The organism is Seonamhaeicola maritimus (assembly GCF_008056315.1).
In the GTDB taxonomy this organism is placed as follows: domain Bacteria; phylum Bacteroidota; class Bacteroidia; order Flavobacteriales; family Flavobacteriaceae; genus Seonamhaeicola; species Seonamhaeicola maritimus.
In genome coordinates this window covers 977,203-999,244 of sequence record NZ_VRKQ01000008.1, presented here as the reverse complement: position 1 = coordinate 999,244, position 22,042 = coordinate 977,203, and the positions used below count along the sequence as shown (strand labels likewise).

The window sequence follows — 22,042 nt, the reverse complement described above, 5'->3', positions numbered from 1 at the left end:
CTATTTTTTATAAGAAAAGCCTTTGTTCTTTTTAACCTTTAGTGTTACAGATGTTTTTTCATCTGTTTCAAAGAAATTGGTAGCTTTTCCTTGATAAACATTCTCAATGATATTAATATCATTACAATTTTCAAAATCAAATAAGGGTGCTTTTGGAAAAAGTTGTTTTACACCGTTGGTTTGTTTAATAGTATTTCCTTTAAAAACAAGACCATCTAACCTATCTGCCCAAACAATTCTATTATCAAAAGTTTCAATCAAATTACCTTCAAAAATAATGTTCCTATCGTAAAGTTCAGTTTTATCAAACGATTTATTCAATTTTGGCGACACCCATAAAACAGCATGTTCTGCCCCACCATGAGCACAATTAAAAAAATGATTATTTCGTATTACAACATCCTCTACAGCTCCAGATTCATACCAATTTACAGTTTCTCCTCTCAAGCCTATAGAAGACATTTCTGATGATAAATAGTTGTTTTCTATAATGATTTTTTTTGGTGTTTTAATCATCATATTTCTCGCTCTGTGTTTTGTAATCTTACAGCCTCTCATGGTGAAATATGGATTCCAAGTTTTATTCTCTAAAACATCACCAAGGACTAAATTGTGAGGAATTTTATTCTCAAATTTTAGATCAGAATAAGTCTCATTAATTTGAGTTACCTCTGAAACTGTATTTACATGTCCCCTTTTGGGGCTTGGGCTTTGAATAAACCAGACCTCATCACCAATACCTGCGAATTCAAATCCAGCTTGTTCAAAATGTTTTAAAGCTACCCTAACCGTATAATCATTAATAATCCTATCAACTTCAACATAGGTACCATGAACGTTTGTACCATCATCTAACATACTTTCAATTCGGCAATTTTCAATTAAAACATCTCCTTTACAATTAGCAAAATGCGTTGCATCAGCAGTACTTGATATATATTTGTCTGACCCATCTTTGGTATAAACACCTGAATTTAAGATTTGTATATTCTCAGTTCTTTCAAACAAAAAACCCATTCCTAAAGCATGATGTACTATTACCTTATCAAAAACAACATCTTTACAGTTTTGGGTTTGAAAAGCTGGTGCATATCTATTTGTACCTTTTTCTCCTTTAGAAGCTATGATTGTGCCTACTTGAGGATAACTTTTAAGTTTTTGATAAAATCTATAAGCTCCATTTTTTAACTTTTCCACCCTTTCAGGATTCAAATGCAAACCTTTAGCCCCGTGAGCAGTCGATTTAGTTTCGGCATTAAAATTATGAGTATGTCCTAACTCATGATAACTAAACCCTCCAATATTTGGAAAGGAAATATGATTACCTTTTAACTTCCATGAAAAACCTTTGGTTAAAGGATTTACATCCATCCATCCTTCTACTTCATTCACAGCTTTAACCTTTGCCTCAAAGATGAATGGGATGTCCCAATCTAAAGCTATATTTTGAACGTTAATATTTTTGCATTTTTCGAACTGAAATGGCGCTACTTGACCATGAAACACAAATTCTGAGTCATTACCTTCAACTTCAACTGATTCAAAGTTTTCAAAACGAAAAATTACTTTTTTATATCCGTTTCCATGATTCGTGATAAACGAAAATCTCTCAAAAGCATACTTCGGGTCAAACCTATACACCCCTTTATTGAATACTAATTTAATATGTTTATCTGATGTGTTTTCAATGGCTTGTCTAACCGAAGAAGTAATATCACTATCTGTTGGACTAAATTCATAAACAACTTGTGCACTAGTAACAGTTACTACAAACATTAATAAACTCAAACAAACTAATTTTAAAATTTTATATTTCATTCTACTCTGTACTTTGTCAATAAATTCAATGTAAATTACCGATTTATATACTGCTTCCTTGTATTTCAGAATTAATAGAATGTACCTATGGGTAAAATACCTTATAACATATAGTTTTTATTATTTATATAAAAAAAACCTACCCATGAGATTTCATAGATAGGTTTAAATATTATAAATTATTCTTTTTAAAGATTTACACCAGTACCTTGCAATGAGCTGTCATGGTCCCACATAATTAACCAGGGGTCTTTAGTTTTCAATTGAAATGCTTTCATTTTACTTTTTAAAGATTCTAAAACATCACTAAAATCTTCATTTTTAGCCAAATTATTTGATTCGTTTGGATCTTTTGATAAATCGAATAGTTCAAATTCCGGCCTAAACATATAATCTTGAACTGTACGGTTACCAAAGTACTCTTCTTCATTTCTATAAGTAGCTTGCCACGTTGAAGCTGCCCATAAATCTGAAGCAAATGGGTAATCTAATCTGTAGGCTATATTCCAAATAAGCTTGAAATTTTCATCTATAACTACTCGCATGGGGTAATACATGGTAATTTCATGAAACGTATGAGATGCATAAATCTGATTCCAATCTTCTGAGTTTTCCTTATCAATAATATTTTCAAATGACTTACCATGAAAATCTTTCTCTTCATAATCAACCTCTACCATATCTAAAATTGTTGGTGTTAAGTCTACCCAAGATATTCTAGCTGTGTTGGTAGTTCCTTTTTTAGATTTAGTTGGATCTTTAATGATACAAGGTAATTTAATACCGGGCTCATAAACTGTTGTTTTTGCCCCAGGGAATGCCATTCCATTATCAGATATATAGAAAACAATGGTGTTTTCTAATTTACCAGCCTCTTTTAGATGCCCCATTAACTTACCAAAACCTTGATCTATTCTTGAAATACTTTGGTAATACTGAGCAATCTCTTCTCTACTTTGCTTGTTGTCTGGTAAAAACTCAGGCACCAAAACATTTTCAGGATTATAAGTAACTTGATTAACCCCTGTATAACCTTCTTTTTTATTCCCAAATGTATTCGGTGTATCCCAAGGTTCTGGCTTAAATGGATGCCCTCTGTGTGGATCGTCTGTACAGAAATACAAGAAGAACGGTTTCTCTGAATTAATAACATCTTTACATTTATCAGCCATTTCAACTGTATTTCTTGGATCAGCCTCTAAAACTTCATCAAATAAATAAACCTTTTCTGGAGCTACATGATATTTGCCAATTCTTGCTGTTAAATAACCTGCCTCTGTTAACCTGTTTGAAAGTGTTTTAACATTATCAAAGGTGCTAAAATGATGATAATCATGCACATGCCCATATGATCCCGTTGCATGACCATACTTACCTGAAAGAATAACAGACCTACTTGCTGCACAACTTGCACTAGTACAATAGGCATTTGTAAAGCGCACCCCTTCTGAGGCCAGCTTATCTAAGTTAGGTGTTTTTATTATTGGATTACCGTAACACCCCAAAGCATCTGTTCCGTGGTCATCAGCAACAAAAAGAATGATGTTTGCCTTATCACTTTCCTCTGTTTTAATTTCTGTTTTTTTATCGTTTGAACAGCTTACAAATAAAAAAGCTAGAGTTACTAAAATCGAAAACTTTAAAGCTTCTAATTTTATTGTCATTTTATATGGTTTTGGTTTGAATATTAAGCACTAGATTTATTTAGTAGAAATTACAAGCATTTTAGACTCATGAGGTTTAGCCATTACAGAAATACTTCCTTGAAAAGCCCCTAAATTTCTATGATTTATTATATCTCTACCAGTCACTTTATAATTAATCCCTAAATCTTTTAAATTAATAGCTATCTCTCTTTGTTTTGAGTCATCCAAATTTAAAAATAACAATGCATAATCATCATTTTTAAGTTTTTTTGCCCACACTTGCATTTTATCTTCCCGTTTAACTATTTTCCCCTGTTCTGTAGCATCCTGATTTACAGCAATCATTTCCTTGTTAAGGATTAAATTCTTTTCAAACTTATCCATATGCTCAAGATTATTACCAAGCATTAACGGTGCACTCATTATACACCAAAGTCCAAAATGAGAGGTTTGTTCATTTCTAGATAAACCTTGAATACCAGTAATTAGCATGTCCGGATCATTCCAATAGCCATTTCCTGCAAATTGAGCAGCTCTATTGTTTTCCTCTGCAATCTCCATAACACTTAAATGCGGTTTTTTATATTTTTCGGGCTTTACAAAATCTGCCCCTCCTTTATGGATTCGGGCACGTATATCATAAGTTGTTCTAGCCATATTGCAAACCTCAGGATACCAATCTCTATATACATATGCTGAAATACTAAATACAATATCCCTACCGCAGTTTCTTAAAAGCTTACTCCATTTTCTATAAGACTTCTCTACTATTTCTTCACTCCATCCTCCATTTATACTCTTAGAACAGTCATCACAATCTTCATCTATAAATGTACACTTATCTAATTTTATAAAATCAAGCCCCCAGTCTACAAATTGTTGTACATGCACTTCTTCATATCCATAACCTCCAACAAGATCCCCACCACAATCGTGAGTTCCGGGTACCACATGAACACCCAATTTCATTCCTTTAGCATGTGCATAATCTGCTAATGGTTTAATGCCATTTGGAAATTTTACGGGATGCGCCAACAATTCTCCATTTTTACCCAATTTAGTGTCCCGCCATCCACCATCGATTATAACATAATTATAACCTGCTTCCCTTAGACCGTTTTCAACCATAAAATCAATGACTTTTTTCACTTCGTTTTCATTAATATCATGTTTTCCGTACCAATTCCAACTATTCCAGCCCATTGGTGGAGATTTGGCAATCTCACTATTTATCTGACTATTTACAATTCCAATAAAACATATTGAAAACACTAGTGTTAGAATGTTTAAGCTTTTAATTTTCATAAATTGTATATCTTATTACTGATTAATTATAACTTTTTTTAATTGAAAAACCTTATTCATATTACACTTTTTACAAAATATAACCCAGTGTGCAAATTTCAGTTCTTCAAAATCTTTTGGTAACAGCTAAATTATAGCTTGACCTTTTAAATTGTGTACTTAAGAATACATGACATGTATCTAATAGTAATTTTGATATATTGTAATACACAAAAAAACCTTCAAATCATGTTTGAAGGTTTTTTTTAATATTGTGACTATTACTCTTACTTTATTACCACTTTTTGAGTCATAGTTGCATTCTCAGAAGTTACTTTTAATAAATATAAACCAGATTTTAAATCGGATACATTCATTTCATAATTTCTAGAAATATCTTTTTGTGATTTAACTAATGAGCCTAAAATATTGTATAAAGCAACATCTCCTCCTCTTGGAGAGTTTATTTTTATAAAGCTTGATGCTGGGTTAGGATAGATTGAAACACCTTCTAAAGTGTTTTTATCGTTTGATAGGGTTGTAGCATACACCAGCTCTCCAGTTGGTCTTTGCGCTAATGCTCCTCCTGCTCCATCATGAGTTATTCTATTTAATTGATCCGCTGTTAATGTAAAAGTAAAATCAAGAACATCTTCTTGAAATCCAATAATATTTAATATTCTAGTAGCATTTTGAACTTGCAAAGTGTTAACGACAACTTCTGCTACGACAGGGTCAATATCCAAATTCAAAGTACAATTATCTGCTCCTACCTTGAGGTTTCCAATATTATTTTGATTGGCATTCAAATCAAGTGTTGAAGCTGCTCCCGCTATTGCACTATTTACAGTACCTTCAAGCGTATTAGCCCCATTAATAGTTACTACTAAACCAGGTTGTGAAATTTTGACAACTACATTAGCAGCTCTGAAAAGTCCTGGTCCATTAATATTAGAAATAACATTAGTTAAAACCCCATCATTATCTACTAGAGAAATCTGTCCAGTATGTGCGCTTAAGTCTGCCGTGGAACCAAATACCAAATCAGCAATTGAACCTTTATGTAAATTAAGTGTGCCTGCCCCGTCAACATTACCATTAACCTCCATAGGGTTAGGAGAATAATTTCTAAAATTAACAGTTGGTCCAGTTAATGTCAATGTTTTCCCTGCTGCAAAAATAATTTTATTTAAGGGATTATTGCTTGAATCAACATTAGCTGCTCCATCTCCAGGCGCCAAATCAACGTCACAGTCAAAAGTTAACACCTCGTCTTTAGAGTTTTTAACAAGCTGCGCATTATCACTTAATGTTAAACTAACGGCCCCAGCTGTTCCAGTAATTGTATAACTTCCATTTCCTAATGTTACTTTTGAGCCTACACCATTTACATCTAAGGTTGCATCAGCTGCCAAAATAATTTCATCTGCAGAAGTTGGTAGAACTCCACCTACCCAATTTGCAGTGTTACTCCATAAATTATCACCTCCACCATTGTTAAATGTAACTTGTGCATGTAATTGATTAAAACCTAAAAATGCTAAAGCAACCATTGTGATTCTAAGTAATTGTTTTTTCATAATATTATTGTTTTATAGTTAGTCCGGTAAAACTAAATGGGTTAAACAGCTTTTTTGTATTTCCAAATACATAAAATGTATTCACTAATAAATAACCATTAAAAATTGATTAATTACATTTTCTGAGATAACTCTATGTCAATAAACCTAAATCCTCCCAATGGAATATCTATTTTAATTTCAGAGTTACTATCAGATATAAATTCCTCCTCACTTAAAATATCACTAACTTTTAAAGGTTTAATTGTATTCAATTTAATTATTGCGGTCGCATTAGTTGGATTTATATAACCATTTTCAATAAGCGTTAGTCTTAAATTATTTGGAGATGTTTGAGCTACTACCCAAGCTACATTACCAGACACCGTAACAGGTAACTTTTTAGAGTTTTCCTTTAAATCAGATTCAATAACCTTATAATACTCATTAGCTCTGAAAGTCTGAGTTCCATCTGAGGAATAATAATTTCGTCCGTCTGTTATATATTCTTTCATGATGTTTTTATAAAGCGGATGCAAATTATCAGCTAGCTTACCTCTGGGAACATTCTTCTTAGCAAAAACACCATTTTGAGGTGGTGTAATAAGAACAAGTCCGTTTTCATAGGGTGCCAAAAAATTCAACCTTCTTTCCTTTACGCCGGCAGCATATCTTGAAAAATCCCATTCCGTTACTGGTGCCCCTGGCCATGTTCCATTTAATCTACTTAATACAAACGGATTATTGTTTTCGTATTCTTCATCAAAAAATGCTGTCCACTTTACATTAGCACCATCATTCAAGTAGTGATGGTCCGGGTCCTTCATGCTTAAATGTACAGGAGAAATACTTAAAATTTCATTTCGTTGAGGTACATATAAAGCGCCCTTAGCTATAAGTTCCCAATATATGCTCAAGTAATCTTGATCTACGGCAAAATTGTTAATAAACTGTGCGCCATTGGCAGTATGAAAAATGAGCATTCGTAAAAAATGATTTGGAAGCCTTTGGTAGCCTAATTGTCTAGATCTATCAAAAGAGACATTATCTGGTACTGCTCTAGTTCCCCATCCGTTAACAGCTCCGCTTGTCCACATACCCATACGTCCTGCAAAACTTAATTCCATAGATTTATCTGTGGTTTCTTCCATTGAAGGCACAAATACATCTGCAAATTCTCCTGACATTAAACGAGACCAAGAGTCTAAATAATTAGAGCCTAACCAGAATACATTTTTAGATCGTAAGAACACATTGGCATTTTTACTTCGAGAGTATTTTGCCAATGGATACATTAAGTCATTCACCAAAAAATCTAAATTTTCTTTTGAATGATCTTCTACCTCTGGGTAAATTAAAACTGTTTTCTTTCCGTTAGCCTTATCTAATACCTTTTTTGTAGTACTTAAACTAAACATAAAGGGATCGTTACCATGACCTGCCCAATAGGCAATTCCTGGTGCTCCATCATATTCATTTGAAATTTGATTTACAGCTTCTTGCTGTGATAAGGTATATTTCTTTCTTCTATCTCTGGTTTTTCTATATTTTTCAATTGCCAATGACGACCTGTCAAACTTCTCTACATTTCGCATATGTAAAGAATTTAAAAACATAGGGTTTTTATACTTTCTATCAATTTCATTCTTTAGAGCAAGTTGACTTTGTGGAACCTTCTCCGTCATTAAATACACTGGTTGCGATTTATTTTGACTTGATGGCTTTTTGAAATGCTTTAACTGATTTCTAACCAAATTTGTATTTTCAATAATTTCAGAAATCTTTCCCTTTGGTTTTAAATCTTTAAAATCTTTTTTCCAATTTTTGCTTTCTGTATTTATTATATGAATACAACTGCCTCCACTTTGTGCACTAGCCATAATAACCTTACCCGTAATTTCATCTTTGCACATATCGTTATAAGCGTATGTACTAACTAGACGCTCAACATCTTTTTCAGTTGAATTTGGTGTAAATAAATGAATTTGACTTCCAACTCTTGTTAAATAAGTGGCTTTATCATTTTCCTTTATTAAAACCGAATGGGCGATATCATACCCAAATTTCACTTTTGTTATTCTGTTAAAGCTAAAGTTATCATTTGCCATATCGTAGGTAGACACTAAGAGATCATTAGCATGGGCCGAGGACCCAAGAATGATTTCTTCGTTTCCATCTCCGTTAACATCTCCTGTTTTAAAATCACCTAATGGACGAATTCTAATTTTCTTTTTAAGCTCTGGTGTTGCTTGAATTTTTACTTTTTTAAATGGTAAATCTTCAAAGGGATTGAAAAAGTATAAAGTCCCCGGAACATTCATATGATTATTTGTTCCTAAAACAACAAGCACTTTAGAGCCATCAGCTTTTTTAACTGAACGAATAAAGTTTGAGGTACAAACATTACTTTCAGGAATATCTTTTTTAAACATACTCCTTGGCTTTTCAATTGAGAATGTTTTAGATTTTATCTCTTTGAGTTCTATTCCTGAAGTAGACAAATAGTATATACTTTTGTCAAAACCACCAGCCACTACATAGGATTCTTTTCCTTTTGAAATGGCATGAACCGCGTACATGGGTGCGTCATTCTTTTTAAATGACCAAAGTGTTTCACCCTTGAAATTCAAACAATAAATGGTTCCATTAGCATTTGCAACCAAAATTTCGTCTTTACCATCAGCAGTAATATCAGCGCACCAAATATCATGGTTCATAAAACCTGACAGTTTATTCTCCCAAAGTTTTTTCCCTTCATAGGAAATCCCTAATACCGTCCCTTCAAAGCTACTGGCAACTATATAGGAGTTTTTACTATTGTTAGCTGTTCTAACTTTTGAAATGGTATACCCTGTTTCTATACTAATAATTCCGGAATTGGCTTTTTCTGTTGAAGCTCCAAATTGGGAATTTATATCTGATGTTATTTCAAAAAATGACAAACCTAAAGCTAAAAAGAAGACCGAATATTTAAATACTATAATAGTTGTTGTTTTCATTAATATAAATACTTAGAGCTGAGTTACCGTTAAAATCTATTTGTAAAAAAAGAACATACTCAAAAAACGAATGTGCTTTAAGGTGTATATTATGTATGACTCCGTAAATTCCAATAAAATATAGAATGTTTTCAATACTATTCTAAGGTATATTTTTTAGGACTAATATGAGCAGATGCTAGCATTACATTATATGCTACATTATAATTCTTTTCTACGGCCAACGCCTTATATTTTTCGGCTGTTTCATTTTGATTTAAGTAATTATAGCATAATGACAATACGTACTCACTTACTCCTTTATTACTGCTTCCTGCCCTTTCATTTGCTATACTCTCTTCTAAAGATTCTGTTTTGATTTTATGCTTTAATCTATCAACTAAATCAGCAATTATTTTGTCTGCCTCTTTTTGACGTCCTAACTCTTTTAAAGCACTAGCTCTAAATACTACCGCACCAGAAACTGGATTCATTTCTTGGTTTATAGCTTTTTTGAAATAGGTTTTCGCCTTAGAAGATTGTTTATCTTTTTTATAGGCCAACCCTACAAAATAATCTGTTTTTGTTGTTACCGGATGGTTCACTTTTGCTTCATGAAGGTAATCAGGGTAAAGATAAGCTCGCTTTAATTCTTCAATGGCATTGTTATACTTGCCTTCATTGAGCAATTTTTGTCCTTGTCCTAAAACTGCTTCGGTATAACGTACATGGCGATATGGAGTACCTAAATTCCTCTCTGCGGCACTAAAATATGTGTTTTTCAATACCTTTTGAGCATCAAGAAAACGGCTAGTTTTAGTGTAAAAATCAGCTGCGTTTAACGCAGATTTTCCCTTTCTATGTAATATATCCATATTAGTATCATAGTGTGCTTCCAATTTTTTGTAATCGCCTTTTTTGATATATAAATACTCCAATTCACTAAAAGTCCTTAAACTCTTATTGGATTTTACAAATGAAGCCTCCATGAGCTTAATGGTAGTATCTAAATCGTCCATTTTCGCAACATGACGCCCAATAGCTAGATTTCGGTTGACTCGTGAATTATTTGGATTAAGTTCATTGGCCTTCTCCCATAAATTAATAGCTTCGCTATGGCGTCTTAGATGGTACATTAAATCTCCTAAATACATAAACGCTATATCATCATTTGGGTTATTTTTTAAAACGTTTTCCAATACTACAATTGACTCAATTCGGTATGGAAATACATAATCGGAATTTGTATCGGTAGCCTTTTTATAATATTTTAAGGCTTCATTTTTATCACTTATTTTCATAAAACAATAACCCAAATAATAGTTTATAAGCGGGTAAGTAGATTCTTTTGAAGCATAGTTTTCTTCAGCAATTCTTAAAACTTTTAATGCTTGCTGATAGTCTTTTAAATCAATATAAAATATAGCGGTATCAATATAATTTTGTGAACCTAGAAAGAGTTTATCTTTTCTATCAAACAGGAAATTAATTTTATCAATACGCTCTTTATTTTCGCCATAAAGTTCAATTTCCTCAATATAACCTACAAAATTAAGAGGGTCTCTTTCAAATGATTTTGTAAGGTAGCTCTTGGATTTTTTTAGCTTCCCTAATTTACGTGAAACATATGTTGAAAGATTATAAATATGAGGGTGTGTTAAATATGATAACGGGACTTCTTCTAACCTACGTAAAGCCTCATGGTAATTACCTTTTAAAACTTCCAACTGAGCTAAATAGAATAATGAATGATCTATTTCTTCTCTATGGCGGGAAGATCTTGCTAAATATTCGTGTGCTTTATCATAATTACCCAATTGTAAATTGGCATAACCATTCAAGAAATCTGCTCTTGACCGTCCATAAAAATGCCCTGTAACAAATGACTTTTCTAGCGTTTGGGTTGCTTTTTCAAATTCTCCTCTTTTTACTTGTATGGTTCCTTTTAACCTAAGCGCTCGAGATTCATTAGGATCTCTAGATAAAATTTCTTCAATATAAGCGTCTGCATCGGTACCATAGGCATCAAAATAATTAGAAACAGCTTTGGTATAAAGTTGGTCTATGGTTAGATTCTTTTCAAATGTTTTTGGTATGGTATGATGAACCGGCTTTTCTGAATTCATTTTACTTTTCCACTCAAAAAAGGGTTTCTTGTTGTTGTCAATAATTTTAATTTCAAGTGTATCTGAATCTGATGATGTTAACTTTAATTTGTTCTTATAAATTTCGCCTACCTTAAAATCATAAGCTAATTCATGAACTTGATTTCCATTCTTTAAAACAGTTACCGTAGAATTAGGTAAATTAAGTGTTGGCAACAAATCTAATCGGTAACTTTTATTATCGAGTTGTTTAAAATTTACAGCTATTTCCTTAGTAGCTTTTGTAAAACCTGGAGTGTTTTTAATGGGGTACCAAAAAACTGAAAACTCTTTAACTTCAAAGGGTTCCAAAACACCATAACCATGATTCATTCTTTCATTAAACGCTTGGTGTTGCAACTCTACATAGCCCCCATCTTTATCACTCAAAAACGTATCCCATTGCCGTCCGCTATCAGATTTTCCCCAAGTGAAATATTTTTTACCTGGTGCCAGACGATGGTCTGCTACAACCACAGTACCTGCATCAATATCCTTTTCGTGTGAATACACTCCCCAATAATCCAAATTTATACCTGTTCCATCCGCAAATGCAGAGAGTCCATGTTTAATGTTTTTAACCCAATTCCAATCGGTGCCATCATTAGAATACTCAGACCACTTCTTTAAATTACTAATTCCATGACCAGTAGCGTAAGTTTCCTGCGGAAATATTAGCTCCATCTCATCGGTAGCATGCATAGCGGCATTATTTGATGACACAAAAGGAACCATATATGGCACTGTACTAATAAAACGCCCTTTGGTTTCTACAAACAAAGCATCGGGGCGTAGAATTATTTCATATTCCCATTTCATCATTCTTACCGGTTCTACCTCTGCAATAACAACTGTTTTGCTTCCATCAATATTATCCTTAATATCATATGAAATTTTGTTCATCTGAGTATAGCCATGACCTCCAGGGTGATTATATTCCAGCCCACCAGATAACCAAGCAGAACGAACGGCAATTTCAGCAGGTTTTATAGCATGATTATAGTACAAAAAATCCCAACCATTACGTTTGTCTACCGCTCCTTGTATTCTTCCTCTTAATTGAGGAATAATATCTACATAGATATAATCATTCTCTAAACGAACAATTTCATATTCAACATCCTGTTTTGTTGGTTTATAATCATTTTGAAATGAATATGGATAAGTAGACCTTTTATCTCTAAAATAAAAAAGTCCCTCAATTTTAAAATCTTTTAAATATGAATTCTTATCATCTGGTCCCATATCATAAGTGGGGATTTTTTCTTTGAAAACTTTAACTTGAACAGAGTTGTTTTGAGCATGTAGACAGATGCCTAAAATGAAAATTGATACTGTAAAAACTGTTTTAAATAACTTCATGATAAGTTAGATTTATGATGTTGCTTTAGAATTATATTTTTTAAAGTTTAAAAAAAATTTCCGCTCTTTAAAAAGAACTTTAACACCCACATTATAAATTACTTATTATACTTAAGCATGATATCCTAAATAAAAAATTATGGATGCTTTTCATTCAAGTTTTTCAAAAAAAAGAATTAGTAGTTTTTCTTCTTTCATTAATTCCTTTAAACTCTATATACAATTATAATTATAGAATTAATAAACTGTGTAGCTGTGAATTAATTTAATGTAGCCAATAGTCAATTGAAGTTAGTTTGAATACGAGATCAAAAAAAAAGCGCTACAAAACGTAGCGCTCTTTACAAACTATACTTAAACTTATTAACCTAATTTTTATGAATTGAAAATACAATTACTTAAAAAGCTAAACTACTTTTTAAAACATAAAACTATCAAGCACAAATTTAGTTCGCCTACATACTAAATTTGTATCTATAGGTAAAAAGTATGTCTTAATACGTAAAAAATTAGGCGTTAAACTCTTTGATTTTATTCGCTGCATATTTTCCAGGAGTTATATCATATTTCTCCTTAAAGAGCTTACTGAAATGGGTTCTGCTTTTGAACCCTGTCATAGCATATACTTCATTAACAGACACTTGTTTTTGTACTAAAAAATCTGCCGCTTTTTTTAGCCTATAATCCTTTAAAACTTCAAAAGGTGTTAAATTTGTAAGTGCCTTAACTTTTTGATAGAAATGTGTTCTGTTTAAATATAACTCTTTAGCAAAAGTATTTAAATCTAGGTTTTGATTGTCTAAATTCTCCTCTATTAAATTATACAACTTCTCTAAAAATGCATTATCATTTCTATTATTTAAATTGTTCTCCTTAGTTAAAGGAATACCTATTTGAAAACGCTCCCTTAATTGTTTTCTGTTATTCAGTAAAGCTTCAGTTCTGGTAATTAAATGCTGAACATTAAAAGGTTTTGTAATATAGGCATCTGCACCATCTTTTATACCCTGAATTTTATCATCAATATTAGTTAGAGCCGTAAGCAGCACAACCGGAATATGACTAGTCTTAATATCTGATTTAATAGTTCTACACAAATCAATACCGTTAAGTTCTGGCATTTGTACATCACTAATAACAATATCTGGCCACTCATCTTCCATTGCATCTAAACATTCTTGACCATTACTAAATGTTTTTAACTTGAAAAATTTAGAAAGAGCTTTAGCAACATAGGACCTCATATCTGAATTGTCTTCAGCATAAAAAATAACAGCTTCAGAAAAAGCACCATCTACTTCTAAATTTGATGGATTATTCTTTTCTAGTAATTGAGACTTAAACTCAAAACCTTTTTCTGCAAATAGGATGTCTTTTTCAACTTTTGGCTGATCCTCAGAAGTTTCCTTTTTAACCACAGGTATTCTTAAACTAATGGTTGTGCCTTTGCCTAATTCACTATCAGCACTAATATAACCATAGTGCATTTCTACCAATAACTTAGCAAAAGACAACCCAATTCCCGAACCAGTCGTATGCACACTTTGGAAATTATGTGATTGATAAAAACGTTCGAAAATATGATTTAAATCCTCTTTATCAATGCCCTTTCCTGTATCTGAAATTGAAACTATTAAATCTTTGTCCTCACTCTTATAACCTACTGTAATAGTGCCTTTAGCCTGAGTATATTTAAAGGCGTTACTTAGAATATTATTTAATATTTTTTCCAATTTATCACGATCCGCGGAAACAATAATATTATGATCAACACCTTTAACTTCAAACTTTTTATTATCATTTTCAGCCATAAACTGAAAATCTTTGGTAAACTCATCTATAAAGACGTTGAAGGAAAAACGAGAATAATTCATTTTTAAAGCCTGTGCTTCTGCTTTCTGAAAGTCATGTACTTGATTTATTAATTGCGATATTTTTTTAGACTGACGTTCTATTATTTGCAATCTCTCTTTAACATCAAACCTATGACTAAACTCACTTAGCAGATTGTTAACGGGACCAGTAATTAAAGTAAGAGGTGTTTTTAACTCATGAGAAATATTAGAAAAGAATTTAAGCTTAGCAGCATTTATTTCTTTTACCTGATCTTTTTCTAATTGTTCTATTTCAATATTATGGTTAAGTGACTGAATTCTTAAAAAAATCTTGATTATGGCATAAATAAGTAGTATTGTTAGTAAAACGTAAAGTAAATAAGCCAAGTTTGTTCTCCAAAAAGGTGGTGTTATGGTAATTTTAAGTTCCTTAGGTTCTGTCCAATTATTCAAGGAATTAGAAGCCGTAACTTCTAAAAAATATTCCCCAGGCTGTAAACCGTTATAATAAACATATTGTTGATCTGAAGATACTTCTAACCACTCCTCATTAGTTGGAAGTAGCCTATATTTTAGAAAGTGATTATCTGGATTTGAAAAGTGTAATGAATTGAGTTGTATTGAAAAAACGTTCTCGTTGTACTTTAACACCAATTCATCTTGATCTCTTAATTGCTTATCATATAATACCCTATTTCCAATTGAATCACCAGGTAAAACAGATTTATTGAATATTTTAATATCACCAAATTCGAACCTTGGTAAGGGCTCTGTATTAGACATTGTATTTGGCTTAAAGTAGCACAAACCATCTAGACCTGAAAACAGAAAGTAGCCATTACGTATTGTTGAAGAGGCAAACCAAAAATCTTCAAATGGCAATCCATCTGACATTCCGAATTTTCTAAAACGTAATTCCTTAGCATCAAATTTGTTAAGTCCTACATTTGTAGCAATCCACAAATTATATTCATCATCATATAAAATAGTTTTAACAGCATTATTTGAAAGCCCTTGTTTTTCAGAATATGAAATAAACTCAGGATTAGTATCACTATTAATTACTTTACAAATACCACCTCCTTCTGTACCAACCCAAAGCTCTTCATTGGGCAATCTAATTATACTTGTTACAAAATTACTAGATATTGAAAGTTTATTATCAATATCATTTACATATCTATTTACTTTTAAGGCTTCTACAGATTTATTCCCTTCTAAATCTACTCTAAACAAACCATCTGAATCTGCACCTAACCAAATAAAATCATGAAGTGGATCTTTATAAATATAACGGACTAATGACAAACCATCATTCCTGAAAAATGGGTTTTTATTAAGTGATTCAATTTTAGAAACTTCATTATTAATTAATGAAATTTTATAAACATCTGCCATACACCCAATCCAAATATTTCCAAAATCGTCTTCAGCAAAAGAACGAGGTGTAATTCTTCTAAAATCTGGTCCGTCATCAGTTTGAACTAATTCCATTTTTTTTGAGCCGTTCCTTACTAAATATAACCCTTTACCAATAATCATTATCCAAGTATTCTTTTTAGAATCCACGTAAATGGCTCCAGCTCTTAATTTATCTGCTTCGGAAATATTAAATGGAAGTGGTTCAAATAATCCTGTTTTTGTATTAAATAGTCCAACACCTCCTTTATTACTTCTTAAAATTGGATTAGCCCCCAAATACACTCGATCTTCATCTAAAGGAGATATATGCGCTACATCATTGGTAGATATAGCGTATTTATAATCCATCTCAATATTATAGTGCTTAAAGGGGTTTTCATTCATGTTAAACTTAAAAATCCCTTCATTAAAGGTACCATACCAACACGTATTATTTGAAACCGAGACTATACAACTAGACCTAAGTATTCCAGAATTTGGTTTAAATACCGAGGTTTTATATTCACCCCCTTTAATTAAATCATTAGCATTATTAATTTGAATCAGTCCATCATTCAAAGTTCCCAACCACAAATTACTAGAATCATCAACCAGAGCACTATTAATTACATTTGACTCAAAACATTTTCTCCTTAGCCCAAAAGAACTTTTAAGATTATTTAAATTATAATTAATAAAAGCAATCCCTCCTCTAAGGGTTACCAATAGTGTATTGTCATTTACATTAGTAATATAATTGCTAAAATTAATTTCATCATTTAAAACTTGCTTAAACTTCTTATTCTGTAGATTGAATTGTAAAAGCCCAACTGATGTAGTAAATAAATAATTTTCATTATTGAGTTCTATTCCACTAAAAAATAAAATATCATTTCCAAAAACATCCTTATCAGGAATAACTCTTTCTAAAAACTCTTGCTCCTTATTAAAAATAAGCACTCCACTACCTTCTGTTAAACAAAAAACTAAATCATCATTAGAACTTATTAGTATTTTGCGAACAATTGGACCATCTAATACCAGGTTACTTAGCTTGTTAGAATATATATTTTTAAACTTTGAAGTTGAATAGTTATAAACAGATAATCCCTCATCAGTTCCTATCCATAAATTGTTAAAATTATCTTCGGCAATGGTTCTAATACGGTTACTTACAAGTATATTTTCACCTACTGTATTTTTATAATTTTTAAGTTCATAACCATCATATCTGTTTAAACCATCATAAGTACCTACCCATAAATAACCTCTGGAATCCTCGTGAATTGAAGTAACTCCGTTATGTGCTAAACCTTCAGAAATTGTTAAGTTCTGTTTATACTCAAGCGTTTTGTCTTGAGCAAACAAGGAAGATATACAACACAGTATAATCAATAATAAGAAATGGCCTCTTTGAATCATTAAATTACTATTATTTAATAAGCGCTTTAACGTGTAAATACAATATTAAGGTAAATTCTAAATTTCCTAAAATTATTTAGATGGTTTTATAGGAATAAGCTCTAATATGTAGTATTTACACCAAAGACCAAGTAATCTCATAATTATTGTATATTGAATTGTGCTGAATTTATCAATAATTGATATTCATTATGTTGGAAAATATAAAAATAAGCAAAAGGCATACTTTAATTTTAAAGCTAAACTTTACAAGGCTACAACTATTTGCAGCAGACATTAAAAACCATATAAAACCCTTAATTTAACCTATTTATTAAATAGTGAATTTGACTAAACAACCATTAATATGAGATTATTAAATATTGTTTTTGCTTTTGTGGTTATTGTAAGCTGCAAAACTCAACCAAATCAACCTTCTTTAAACCAAAATCCTAATGTGCTTTTTATAATGGTAGATGATCTAAATGATTATCAGGGGGTATTTGGTGGACATCCGCAGGCCAAAACACCAAACATAAATAAGTTAGCTAAATCGGGTACCATGTTTATTAATGGCCATACCAACGTGCCTGTATGCTCACCATCAAGAAATAGTTTGATGACTGGAATTTACCCTCATAACTCCAGAGACTTTGGCTGGACCCCACACTACAAGCATACTGTTTTGAAAAACCACAAAACCTTTGTAGAACTTTTTAAAGAGAATGGATACAGAACTTATGGAACAGGTAAATTGTTGCATAAAAACGTAAAAAGCTATTGGGATGAATGGGGCGTGCCTGAAGGAATTAATTATGGCCCTCACGCCTATAGTGGTATTGATGAAAATGGGAAACGCATTATGGGGCATTCATCGGTTCCAGAACCATTTAGAAGCATTAATGTAGTAGATGGGTCTTTTGCTTCGTTCGCAGATACACCCGTTAGAATTGACCATTCTGGAAATAAAATTAAGACTGGGTGGACCTATGGCAAGAAAGCATATAATTATATAGATGACAACAATCGGGACCTACTACCAGATGAGCAACATGCAGAATGGATAGGCGAAAAAATTAAAGCCCTAGAAAAAAGCAATGATTCTCTACCTTTCTTTATGGGTGTTGGTTTTGTTAATCCGCATACCCCACTGTACGCGCCTCAAAAGTATTTTGATATGTTTCCATTAGATAAAATAAAAATGCCTGTTATGAAGGAAAATGACAAAGATGATATTCATTATGCTTCCGCATACGAACCCACGGAAATGGGCATTGCTTATTATAAAAAGTTAAGGCAATCATTTCCTAATGGTGATGAAGGCTTGCGTAAATTTCTACAAGCTTATTTAGCCTGTGTTACTTTTGTGGATGACCAAATTGGCAAAGTGGTTAAAGCATTAGATAATAGTAAGTTTAAACATAACACCATTGTAGTTTTAGTAAGTGACCATGGATGGCAGATGGGGGAAAAAGATTATTTATACAAAAACTCCCCCTGGGATGAAAGTACTAGAATCCCTTTTATTATAAGAGACCCTCAACGATCTAAACCCGGAAGCAAAGTAAAACATGCCGTTTCTTTGATAGATATTTTCCCAACTTTTAAAGATTTGTGTAATTTAAAAGGTAGTTTAACTAAAAACCAAACACAGTCTCAACTTGATGGATTTAGCTTAAGACCATTTTTAGAGGATTCTAATACTACCAATTGGAATGGACCGGAAGGTGCCTTAACTGTATTAGGGGCAGGTATTAACAAACCCATTGAAGGACTTGGATTTAGTAGTAATCCAGGTGCCCTTTGGCATATAGAAATCACAAAAGATTTAGACACTTCTTATGTAAGGCAACAAAACTACAGCTACCGCACAAAAGATTGGCGTTACATTCTTTATAGAAATGGTAAAGAAGAATTATACAACCATAAGGACGACTCTTATGAATGGCATAATCTTGCTCATGACTCAAAGCATGAAATTATAAAAGCTAAACTCCGAAATGAAATGGAGGAAATAATTCATTAATTTATTAAGTTAAAAACTTAGGAGTTCAGATGCCTAAAATGATATTTTATGGGACCCTTTTCTCAGTTCCAAAAAATTGCTATTATTGATTTTTTCACCATTAATGAAGATTCCTTTTTTATCTTCCAAATTAAAACTATCCAAATCAATCTTAATAAGCATTCCTTCTGGAATATTTAGATTTAAACTCGATTCATTGCCAATATCCCAACTAACCGTAAGGATTCCGTGCGGACTAGGGATTTCCCCATCAATATTAAACAAATTAACTTTTCGTCGTTTTATAACAACTTCACTCATACCTGGTTTTGTAACCTCAACGCCTAATACATATTTAGCAAAAAGTGCTGGAGGAAAAGCACTTTCAGTTTGTGCATCACTTCTTGTTCTTTCTTGAAACTTACCTATACGCCCTGTTCCATTGCGCCACCATTCTTCCCATAAAGTTCCATTGGCATGAGGCTCCAACATATGACCAAAACGAGTATTTAACATATTAAGAGCTGCTTCCTCATTGCTATAATCTGCTAACCCTTTATGAAGAAAATAAGACATAGCCGGAGTTACCATGGTGACCCCATTTTCTCTTTTAATAAAATTATGTTTATCTTTTGCTAGTAGAAATTTAGAAATAACCTTAGCCTGTTTCTGTGTTGCAATACCTTCTGCCAAAGCCATGGCATTTGCATGCTCACTAAACATTTTTGATTGTTCCCCATCTATAACTGCGTCTACAAATAGTTCTTTGTTAGCGTCCCAAAATTGAGTTCTAACGGATTCTTTTAAAAGTAAAGCTCTATTCCTATATAATTGGGCATGCTCATCTTCAAGCCATTCAAGTATCTTGCTAAAATCCTTTAAAGCACCTTGATAATGACCATTCAAACATAGATTAGCCCCTCTTCTATCATTCAAAGCATGGTCTAACCAATAAGCATATGGTGGACTGTCTAAAACTCCTAAGCCATTGGTATAAGAATGCAACAAACTCATAAGTTTTTTTGCTGAAGGAAGCAGCTCTTTAACTGTATCAAAATCACCTGAATACAACAGATAATCATGTAAACTTCTAACCCATAAACAGTTGGAATCTAAAATCACCATATAATCATCTCCAGTAAGAGGTGCATAAGCCGGCATCAAACCTCCGGCTTCTTGTTCTTGAGCTACTTGTATCAGGTATCGTCTTTGTAAAGCAAAATCTCCATAGGTGAAATAATTTCCCTTAGCAGCATAATATCCTGTTTGTGCATATTGCCTGCGCTCTCTATAATTATCGGTAAAGGCATCTGTTGTGCAGGTGTTTATTGTTTTTACCGAGGCTTCCCATAAAGCTTCAATCCAAGGAGCTTCAGGTGTCGAAATATGACCTTTTAACTCAAAAGGGTATTCCAATTGGTGGATACTCAAATCATAAATTTCAACAGGGCTTCCTTTTATTACAACTGCCATATAACGCGCTGGTTTAAAATACATGGCTTGCCAAGTATCCTTTTTTCCAGATAAGACCAATTCATCCTTAAAGTTTGAGGCTACAATATGATGTGTAAATACATCGCCCACAATAAACGGTGCCGAAAGAATACTAACTTCTGTATTCTTAACTCCTTTAATTTCTAATTTGGGCATGCCACTTATAACCTTACCAAAATCAAAAAGCAAAAACCAAACCTTATCTGTTTCACTTAATTGAATTGACAAGGGCGCTTTTCCCTTTAAGTATTTCTCATAACTCTTATCAACTTCTTTTTGAATACCACCGGACAATAATATTGAGGCCTTCTCTATATCTTCAATTGGCACCTGCTTAGCCTCAATTAATTTAATTGGAGTAATATCTGTTTCGTTTAAATAAGGTATATCTCTTGGGATTAAACTTGTCCAGGGTGTTGTTAAAGATTTAGCTTTTTCATCTTTCTTTGGGGAAGGCCATCCAGAATTCCTTAATAATGGTAAACCTTGAGACCATTTGGAATCATCAAAATTAATAAGCTCAAATCCTGTTATTTTTTGGTTTAAATTGATGTTATCATTAACCACTAATTGAAATCTGCTTATTGGCTTTGAATTACTGTCCCATGACAAGTCTGGGTGTACTTTCCAATTCTCATCACTAACGATTGATTTTGTTTTGGTCTCATCTTCAATATCTAATTGAACCAATAGTCCTGCACGTCCGTTCAAATGATAAGAAGTTGTTCCTCTCTGATAATGAACACGAACTGCAATACAGTTTTCTCCTTTTATTAATAACGAAGAAACGTCGAAAATATCAAAAGATTGGTGATGTGGAGCAGACCTCGCAGGTCCTTGACAGATATATGTTCCGTTAATGTACAGTTCATATTTAGAAGAAGCTGTTATAAGAAATTTTGACGATTCCGGCTTTTTAGAAAGGGTGAAATTGCGTCGCGCCAACATAACATCATTCTTCACACTTTCAGGCAACCAAATCCATTGAGCTTTCCAATCATTTAAAAAATCATTATTCAAAGAACCCTGTGTCCAGAAACCTTTAACCCCGTTTGGCAATTCTGAAATCTCTTGTGCCAAACAGCAAAATTGGAAACAAATAATGAAAAACATCC

The 22,042-nt window shown here is 32.5% G+C and carries 9 protein-coding genes; 1 reads left to right on the top strand and 8 read right to left on the bottom strand.

The annotated features are described in order from the left end of the window. The 7 genes from FUA22_RS04145 to FUA22_RS04115 form a co-directional block, all read right to left on the bottom strand. Complete coding sequence (locus FUA22_RS04145) at nt 1–1,788, bottom strand: alpha-1,3-galactosidase-related protein (protein WP_241664747.1); 1,788 nt, start codon at nt 1,786–1,788, stop codon at nt 1–3. 218 nt (nt 1,789–2,006) lie between these two features. Further along, complete coding sequence (locus FUA22_RS04140; protein ID WP_147766556.1) at nt 2,007–3,482, bottom strand: sulfatase family protein; 1,476 nt, start codon at nt 3,480–3,482, stop codon at nt 2,007–2,009. A 36-nt stretch (nt 3,483–3,518) separates the two neighbouring features. Continuing rightward, nucleotides 3,519–4,769, bottom strand: a complete 1,251-nt coding sequence (locus tag FUA22_RS04135; RefSeq protein WP_147766555.1) for a glycoside hydrolase family 27 protein — start codon at nt 4,767–4,769, stop codon at nt 3,519–3,521. Between the two features lie 266 nt (nt 4,770–5,035). Further along, nucleotides 5,036–6,328 carry a T9SS type A sorting domain-containing protein gene (locus FUA22_RS04130; protein WP_147766554.1) on the bottom strand — a complete coding sequence of 431 codons (1,293 nt, stop codon included), beginning with the start codon at nt 6,326–6,328 and terminating at the stop codon, nt 5,036–5,038. Between the two features lie 113 nt (nt 6,329–6,441). Beyond that, the gene (locus FUA22_RS04125; protein WP_147766553.1) at nt 6,442–9,306 is read right to left on the bottom strand and encodes a hypothetical protein; all 2,865 of its coding nucleotides are present in this window, start codon (nt 9,304–9,306) and stop codon (nt 6,442–6,444) included. A gap of 137 nt (nt 9,307–9,443) precedes the next feature. Beyond that, entirely contained in the window at nt 9,444–12,791 is a 3,348-nt protein-coding gene (locus tag FUA22_RS04120) for a DUF5107 domain-containing protein (RefSeq protein WP_147766552.1), read from the bottom strand. A 509-nt stretch (nt 12,792–13,300) separates the two neighbouring features. Further along, the gene (locus FUA22_RS04115; RefSeq protein ID WP_147766551.1) at nt 13,301–17,449 is read right to left on the bottom strand and encodes a hybrid sensor histidine kinase/response regulator transcription factor; all 4,149 of its coding nucleotides are present in this window, start codon (nt 17,447–17,449) and stop codon (nt 13,301–13,303) included. A 346-nt stretch (nt 17,450–17,795) separates the two neighbouring features. Between FUA22_RS04115 and FUA22_RS04110 the strand changes: the two genes are divergently transcribed. Beyond that, nucleotides 17,796–19,454 carry a sulfatase gene (locus FUA22_RS04110; protein ID WP_147766550.1) on the top strand — a complete coding sequence of 553 codons (1,659 nt, stop codon included), beginning with the start codon at nt 17,796–17,798 and terminating at the stop codon, nt 19,452–19,454. Between the two features lie 33 nt (nt 19,455–19,487). Here the strand turns inward: FUA22_RS04110 and FUA22_RS04105 are convergent, their stop codons facing one another. Then, nucleotides 19,488–22,007 carry a family 78 glycoside hydrolase catalytic domain gene (locus FUA22_RS04105; RefSeq protein ID WP_170309839.1) on the bottom strand — a complete coding sequence of 840 codons (2,520 nt, stop codon included), beginning with the start codon at nt 22,005–22,007 and terminating at the stop codon, nt 19,488–19,490. Between the last annotated feature and the right edge of the window lie 35 nt (nt 22,008–22,042).

Bases quoted from the DNA above. Each gene is read 5' to 3' on its own strand.
- FUA22_RS04120 (WP_147766552.1), bottom strand. From the start codon at position 12,791: ATGAAGTTATTTAAAACAGTTTTTACAGTATCAATTTTCATTTTAGGC.
- FUA22_RS04130 (WP_147766554.1), bottom strand. From the start codon at position 6,328: ATGAAAAAACAATTACTTAGAATCACAATGGTTGCTTTAGCATTTTTA.
- FUA22_RS04115 (WP_147766551.1), bottom strand. From the start codon at position 17,449: ATGATTCAAAGAGGCCATTTCTTATTATTGATTATACTGTGTTGTATA.
- FUA22_RS04125 (WP_147766553.1), bottom strand. From the start codon at position 9,306: ATGAAAACAACAACTATTATAGTATTTAAATATTCGGTCTTCTTTTTA.
- FUA22_RS04110 (WP_147766550.1), top strand. From the start codon at position 17,796: ATGAGATTATTAAATATTGTTTTTGCTTTTGTGGTTATTGTAAGCTGC.
- FUA22_RS04140 (WP_147766556.1), bottom strand. From the start codon at position 3,482: ATGACAATAAAATTAGAAGCTTTAAAGTTTTCGATTTTAGTAACTCTA.
- FUA22_RS04135 (WP_147766555.1), bottom strand. From the start codon at position 4,769: ATGAAAATTAAAAGCTTAAACATTCTAACACTAGTGTTTTCAATATGT.